At 37.2% G+C, this 4,559-nt stretch carries 8 protein-coding genes; 1 reads left to right on the forward strand and 7 read right to left on the reverse strand.

All coding sequences use genetic code 11. The annotated features are described in order from the left end of the window. The 7 genes from OK414_RS27525 to OK414_RS27555 form a co-directional block, all read right to left on the reverse strand. Positions 1-797 (reverse strand): DUF421 domain-containing protein (locus tag OK414_RS27525; protein ID WP_263046344.1); only part of this gene is annotated, 797 nt, incomplete at its 3' end. Between the two features lie 39 nt (positions 798-836). After that, positions 837-1,043, reverse strand: a complete 207-nt coding sequence (locus tag OK414_RS27530) for a DUF1657 domain-containing protein (RefSeq protein WP_034655740.1) — start codon at positions 1,041-1,043, stop codon at positions 837-839. 12 nt (positions 1,044-1,055) lie between these two features. Continuing rightward, positions 1,056-1,406: a stage V sporulation protein AE gene (gene spoVAE, locus OK414_RS27535; protein WP_034655737.1), complete on the reverse strand. Its 351-nt coding sequence runs from the start codon at positions 1,404-1,406 to the stop codon at positions 1,056-1,058. A 5-nt stretch (positions 1,407-1,411) separates the two neighbouring features. Further along, positions 1,412-2,422 carry a stage V sporulation protein AD gene (gene spoVAD / locus OK414_RS27540; protein WP_076513125.1) on the reverse strand — a complete coding sequence of 337 codons (1,011 nt, stop codon included), beginning with the start codon at positions 2,420-2,422 and terminating at the stop codon, positions 1,412-1,414. Further along, a complete protein-coding gene (gene spoVAC, locus OK414_RS27545; protein WP_034655733.1) occupies positions 2,422-2,901 on the reverse strand; it encodes a stage V sporulation protein AC in 480 nt (159 codons plus the stop codon). The genes spoVAD and spoVAC overlap by 1 nt, the downstream gene beginning before the upstream one ends. A 16-nt stretch (positions 2,902-2,917) precedes the next feature. Beyond that, on the reverse strand, positions 2,918-3,391 hold the full coding sequence (locus tag OK414_RS27550; protein ID WP_263046345.1) for a YhcN/YlaJ family sporulation lipoprotein: 474 nt from the start codon (positions 3,389-3,391) through the stop codon (positions 2,918-2,920). Positions 3,392-3,469: 78 nt separating this feature from the next. Then, on the reverse strand, positions 3,470-3,673 hold the full coding sequence (locus tag OK414_RS27555) for a DUF1657 domain-containing protein (RefSeq protein WP_034655729.1): 204 nt from the start codon (positions 3,671-3,673) through the stop codon (positions 3,470-3,472). A 329-nt stretch (positions 3,674-4,002) separates the two neighbouring features. On the opposite strand from OK414_RS27555, the gene OK414_RS27560 reads away from it, so the two are divergent. Then, positions 4,003-4,551, forward strand: a complete 549-nt coding sequence (locus OK414_RS27560) for a YhcN/YlaJ family sporulation lipoprotein (protein WP_263046346.1) — start codon at positions 4,003-4,005, stop codon at positions 4,549-4,551. Positions 4,552-4,559 lie beyond the last annotated feature (8 nt).

Below are 4,559 nucleotides of genomic sequence, written 5' to 3' on the forward strand. Positions count from 1 at the left end.
TACATATGTTTCGCTTTTTCTGCTTCTGTCCCAAGCGCAAATAATTCTAAGTCCGCCTGACATTTTTTCATAGTTGAAAGTAATAAAGGCTTTTCTTGAGGAGAAGGAACTTGAAGTTTATCATCAAAAAGGTCAACGGTTAATTGCCCATAAGAATCTACCTGCCCAAGAAAGACATTTTCAATGGTAACTCCTAGTTTTTCTAGTTCAGTGTGTAACCACCTTCTGCTTTGACCGATTGTCGATAGTGGTTCATCCAATATTTCACCGTCCATAATAACTGTCTGAGGTTCCTTACTTGGAGCAACGGCCACACCTAAATCTTTTGCGGTTAACGGTCGATTTTCTTTCTTTAACAAGACGTTGAGATCGCCGGTTGCCTCTAATACCGCAAATTCCACATCAGCTGCCTGATAGACACTTTTCTTTCGAAGTAAATCTAACAATTCATCGATTGTGTATTTTTCCTTTTTTAAATTATCTTCCATGATTTTTCCATCTTTGATAAAAACCGTCCCTTTCCCCTCTATAAAGTCGCGAAAAGGTTTATTTTTCAAGGAAATGATGCCTACTAAGAAGGGTACTATCGCAAAGGTTACGATACTAAGTATCCCATTAATAATGCTTTTCTCAATTCCCGTGGCCATTTCTGCTCCTATATTACCAATGGTAATACCGGTGACATATTCAACGAAGGAAAGCTCAGATATTTGTTTTTTACCTAACCATTTTGTAATAGCAAAAAGAACAACTAAAAACAATAAAGACCGCAAAACTACAATTAACCAATCTGGCATCTTTTACACCTCCTATAAAATTAGAAAAAGCTGTTCGTCTTAAAAACCTTTATATTGGGCTTCTTCTCTCTCTAATTCTCCCACTCGATTTTTTAAATCTGTTACGATTTCATTCATGACATTCATCGTTTCGTGCAAAGTCTGCTTTGATTGATCATCTTGAGTTCGTAATGCTAAATTGGATAAACCAGCTTCTACTCCTTTAAGACTGACAAGACATTGTTTCACATCTGATGCAATCGTCATTTTACATCCTCCTTATCCTTTTGGTTTAAAAAATATAGCGCCAATCATTCCAAAAATAATGGCGGCTGAAATTCCGGCACTTGTTACTTCAAACATTCCTGAAATAACACCTACTAACCCATGTTTTTCGGCTTCAGCCATTGCCCCATGTACAAGAGAATTTCCGAAACTTGTAATAGGAACGGTCGCTCCTGCTCCTGCAAAATCGATAAAAGGTTCGTATAAACCAAACCCATCTAGAAGAGCGCCAATCACTACAAATGTACTTAAGGTATGTGCTGGTGTAAGTTTAAATACATCAAACATAATTTGCCCAATAACGCAGATCAAACCTCCTACAACAAAAGCCCAAAAGAAAATCATAGCTCTTATTCACCTCCATATTCAATTGATACCGCATGAGCGATACAAGGAATAGTTTCACTCTGCTGAAAGCTTAATGGCGATAATAAAGCACCTGTTGCTACGACTAATATTCGTTTAAATTCGCCTTTTTTCATTCGGTTTAATAGATGACCATATACAACGGTTGCTGAACATCCTGGCCCACTAGCGCCAGATAGAACTGGCTGTCCTTCTCGATAAATCATAAGGCCACAATCTTGATATTGTTCTTCACGTATTGGTGTTCCATGTTTTTTAAATAAATCAAGTGAGACTTCTCGTCCAATGTGGCCAAGATCTCCCGTTACAATCAAATCATAATAAGATGGATCAAGATTTCGCTCAGTAAGATGTGCTTCAATGGTATCAACAGCCGCCGGAGCCATTGCTCCTCCCATATTAAATGGATCCGTCATTCCCATATCGATCACGCGTCCAATCGTTGCAGAGGTCACACGAGGTCCCTCTCCAGAATCACTTAACAAAGCAACGCCAGCACCTGTCACTGTCCATTGAGCAGTAGGTGGTTTTTGTCCACCGTATTCGGTTGGATAACGAAATTGTTTTTCGACGGCGGTATTGTGACTCGAAGCACCAGTTAACAAATAGTTAGCTCCTTTTGTGTTAACTAAGTAAGCACCAAGAGCCAGTCCTTCCATGGATGTAGAACAAGCACCAAATAATCCAAGGTACGGTGTGCCAAGTGTTCGGCAAGCAAAACTAGTGGGCGTAATTTGATTAATCAGATCTCCTCCAAGGAAAAACTGAACCTGTTCCTTTTGAAGACCTGCTTTTTCGATGGCTTTTTGACTCGCTTCTTCTAACAAAACCTTGTGCGCTTTTTCATAAGAATCCTGTTCTAACCATAAATCAGAATGAAGTAAATCAAAATCATTAGCAAGTGCTCCTTTTGCTTCAAAAGGTCCTCCGACCGTTCCAGTGGAGATAATGACAGGTTTTTGATCAAAGACCCATGTACGATGTCCCGTAAGCATTACAAGCCACCCCACTGTATGAGAATCGTTTTAATGGTCGCAATAACAAATGCCGAAAAGGTACCAAATAAAATGACGGAGCCAGCTAACTTAAACATATTACCACCAACACCTAAGACAAATCCTTCCGTTCGATGTTCAATACATGCTGATATGACGGCATTTCCAAAGCCGGTAACGGGAACCGCAGAACCGGCACCTCCAAATTGAGCAATTCGATCGTAAACACCGAAGCCTGTTAGAAGCATAGCAATAAAAATCATGGTCCCTACTGTTGGGTTTCCGGCCGTTTGATCTGTAAAATCAAAATAATAAATATAAAACAGTTGAATAGCTTGGCCAATAAGACAAATGATCCCACCCGTAAAAAAAGCTTTGATACAATTTTTAACTACTGGTCTCTTGGTTTCTTTCTGTTTTTCAAGATCTTGATATTCCTGTTGGACAGGTGTTAATTGTTTCTTTTGATTATTTGACATGTGTATACCTCTTTCATCACGCTTTTTCTTTCATAAGGTTTTTAATATTGTTAAATTCTCTTTTTAATGTTTTTTTCTTTGTCTTGTCTTTTTGCAGTTTTTCTTCTAATTGTTCCAACTCCCAATAGATTTTTTGATCAGTTGAAACTAAGACTTTATAATCCGGATACGCTTTTTCTACGTCTGTTTTCACGTTCTTTTTGATTTTTTTTAATTGAAAGCGATGAAATTGATCTACTTTTATCGCCATTAACAGCTCTTTATCGGTATTTACTGCTTTCACAGCCGAAACTTCTTCCTCTTTTATGATCTTTTCTTTTGCTTGATTGGCAACTGTTTGATTAATGGGTTTGCTTGTATGTACTTTGACGATCGTTGTATCATTATTGTCATTAGCCGACTGATTCTGTTGCCCCGTACATCCGGATATATATACAATAATCATGGCTAAAAAAAGAAAATGATTTAATCTTCTTATCTTTCTTTTCATCCAATCACCTGTCCGTTTCTACTCAAGAATTGAAGTGTAAAAAGGTTGGTTAATTGAACCAACCTTTTTATCGTATTCTTATTGTTTGTATTGAGGCTCTTCTTGTTCAATTTGTTGAACACGTGGAGAGAGTGTGTCAACAATCGCTTGCGTTTGTTGAGCAGCATCTTGATATAATTGCTTTGCCTGTTGATTATCAGTTGCTAAAGCAAAACCTTCAAAACTTGCTTGTGCGCTTTTTAAACCAGCTAGAGTTTGTTTAACTTGATTGATTACTGTCATGAATGATTCCTCCAAAAATTTAATAACTTTCCATTATAGTATGACAAAGAAAAATAGTTCTTATGCTTTTTACATTCATCCATTTTATGTAAATGTTTTATATTTATGCGCGAAAAGATGGTTCAGTTTCAATCAGCTTCACTTTCCCTTTATATCTGCGAGATTTGAACAGTTACATAATTACTAATTCACTTCATCAAACAATAAGAATTTTGAGGTTAAAGAGTAAAGATAGTTAAACAGTATATAAAAAAGCTAGTATACTCTCCTTTCTTTAAACGGATAATAACGGAAGAAATGTTATGTTAAAATGAAAGGAGTAAGACAAGATGAAAAAAAGAAAATATTTATTTGGCCTTCTATCCACCATTTTATCTGTAGGATTCCTTTTCGGTTGTAATGATAAAAAGGATGAAGCTGAGCCCGATCCAACTGAAGAACCTTCTGAACAAAAGGCAGAAAATGATCGCAACAATGGACCACGAGATGTGGGATTCCAATCCGATGGAACCCAGAATAATAATGTAGATGATAATAATCAGACACGATTAGAGGTAGCTGATAAGGCTGCAGATCGTATTGCTAAATTAGACGAAGTAGACAGTGCAAGTGTGATTGTTACAAACCGAAATGCCTATGTGGCAGTTGTTTTACGTGATGGAACAAAAGGAGAAGTAACAGATCGTTTAGAAAAGAAGATTGCCGATCAAGTAAGAGCGACAGATCCAGATATTCGAGACGTATTTGTATCATCTAATCCTGACTTTGTAGAGCGTATGAGGGATTATGGAAACAGAATTAATGAAGGCGCTCCAGTAAAAGGGTTATTTGAAGAGTTTACTGAAACCGTTCGAAGAGTATTTCCTAACGCTCGTTAAATTAGAGT

The sequence above is a fragment of the Priestia sp. JV24 genome (assembly GCF_025910025.1).
Classification (GTDB): domain Bacteria; phylum Bacillota; class Bacilli; order Bacillales; family Bacillaceae_H; genus Priestia; species Priestia megaterium.

Coding starts and splice junctions, on each gene's coding strand:
- OK414_RS27555 (WP_034655729.1), bottom strand. CDS start 3,673: ATGACAGTAATCAATCAAGTTAAACAAACTCTAGCTGGTTTAAAAAGC.
- spoVAC (WP_034655733.1), bottom strand. CDS start 2,901: ATGTCAAATAATCAAAAGAAACAATTAACACCTGTCCAACAGGAATAT.
- OK414_RS27560 (WP_263046346.1), top strand. CDS start 4,003: ATGAAAAAAAGAAAATATTTATTTGGCCTTCTATCCACCATTTTATCT.
- OK414_RS27550 (WP_263046345.1), bottom strand. CDS start 3,391: ATGAAAAGAAAGATAAGAAGATTAAATCATTTTCTTTTTTTAGCCATG.
- OK414_RS27530 (WP_034655740.1), bottom strand. CDS start 1,043: ATGACGATTGCATCAGATGTGAAACAATGTCTTGTCAGTCTTAAAGGA.
- spoVAD (WP_076513125.1), bottom strand. CDS start 2,422: ATGCTTACGGGACATCGTACATGGGTCTTTGATCAAAAACCTGTCATT.
- spoVAE (WP_034655737.1), bottom strand. CDS start 1,406: ATGATTTTCTTTTGGGCTTTTGTTGTAGGAGGTTTGATCTGCGTTATT.